This window comes from Micromonospora sp. NPDC049366, from assembly GCF_044466625.1.
Classification (GTDB): domain Bacteria; phylum Actinomycetota; class Actinomycetes; order Mycobacteriales; family Micromonosporaceae; genus Micromonospora.
The window spans coordinates 1-1,399 of sequence record NZ_JBITMV010000022.1 but is presented as its reverse complement, the minus strand read 5'-3'; the positions used below and the strand labels follow the sequence as shown (position 1 = coordinate 1,399).

General features: G+C 72.5%; 2 protein-coding genes. Both read right to left on the bottom strand.

The features are described from left to right. Positions 1-142: 142 nt before the first annotated feature. Entirely contained in the window at positions 143-796 is a 654-nt protein-coding gene (locus ACIBTV_RS26565) for a hypothetical protein (RefSeq protein ID WP_396709195.1), read from the bottom strand. 20 nt (positions 797-816) lie between these two features. Then, complete coding sequence (locus tag ACIBTV_RS26560; protein ID WP_091594062.1) at positions 817-1,119, bottom strand: hypothetical protein; 303 nt, start codon at positions 1,117-1,119, stop codon at positions 817-819. Between the last annotated feature and the right edge of the window lie 280 nt (positions 1,120-1,399).

Sequence of the window (1,399 nt, the reverse complement as noted above, 5' to 3'; positions counted from 1 at the left end):
CCCCGGGGGGGGGCGGCCCCGGGGTGGGGGGGCGGGGGGGGCGGGGCCCGGCCCCGCCGGGTCCGGGGGCGACGCGGGGGGCGTAATGGCGGTGGGGGGCACCCCCCCCGGGGGCCCCCCCGACGCGGGTCGGCAGCGACCCCTAGCTGCCGACCTCCCCTCGGGAGGCCGCCGGCGGCGTGAGCGCGGGCGCCTCCCTCTCATAGGTGAAGGTCAGTGTCGCGGTGATCGTGGCGAAGAGCTCGAAGAGCTCCTCCGCCTCCGCGAGGTTCGGGCTCGCGCCGGTGACCACCAGCACGTTCGCGGTTCCCGGCAGCGGTACGACCGTGTGCATCACGGCGGAGCGCATGGTGGCGCCGTCCTGGGTCACGTTCTGGATGCCGTGCACCCGGCCGACGGTGCCGATCGCCGGGATCTGTGCGGTGCTCACCCGACGCCAGGTCCCGTCGGCGCGGGCGGGCTGCGCGACCGCGGTCAACGCGCCGATGATGTCACCGGTCGCGGGCGGAGTGACCACCGAGACCAGCACCGTCGCGGTGAGCGGACCGTCCTCGTACACCTGGAAGGTGCCGGCGGCGTGCACCGCGCCCGCGTTGCGGGCCTGCCGCACCGACCGGCGTAGCTGCTCGGCGTACTGTCCGGCCTGCTGCTCGGTGAACCCGCCGTCGAGGGCCCGCGTCCGCACCTCGTTCGCCACCCGGTTCTCACTCGCTTCGTCGGCGACCGAGAAGTCGACCCAGTCGTCGGGCGTGCGCAGCTCGAATCCGGTCGGAACGGTGTTCGTCGCACCGGTCATCGACGTGCCTCCTCCGCTGGTCAACTCGTCGCTCCCTCGGGGTTCTCCAGCGCGGCGACCGTCTGCTCGTCCGTCTCCCGGAACGCGTCGGCCACCGCCTTCGCGGCGTCGCGGACCCCATCGAGGTCCTTGGCGATGACGTGTCGCCCGTCACCCCACCGCTTCTCGAACTCGTGAGCGGCACCCTCCAACTCGCGCTGGCCGAGCGTGTCGACAACCGCGCCCATCGACCTGATCGACGCGCTGTCCATCAGCTCCTTGGTGCGCTGCAACAGGTCGTGCACCCGCTCCAGCTCGGCACCGGGTACGTCGATCACGCTCATGCCGGCACCCCGGCGCCGAGCCTGTGACGCTCACTCATCCCACTTCCCTCCCCGGCCGGTGAACCACTTCGCGCCGTACACGGACGGTCGGGCGGATCGGTTCAGTCGGGCTGAACCGATCCCGGCTGAGCTACGTGTGCGAGTCGGCTTCCGGTTGTGACTGGGGGCGGGGCCTGACGGTGGGAGTGGTGGGTGATGGTGCGTCCGGGGGATGCCGAGTGGTCGGTGTTGCAGCTGGATGCTGATCCGGTGCCGGGTGATCCGGAGTCGTTCGGGGAGA

Excerpts from the sequence above, each read along its gene's own strand:
- ACIBTV_RS26560 (WP_091594062.1), bottom strand. The coding sequence starts at position 1,119 with ATGAGCGTGATCGACGTACCCGGTGCCGAGCTGGAGCGGGTGCACGAC.
- ACIBTV_RS26565 (WP_396709195.1), bottom strand. The coding sequence starts at position 796 with ATGACCGGTGCGACGAACACCGTTCCGACCGGATTCGAGCTGCGCACG.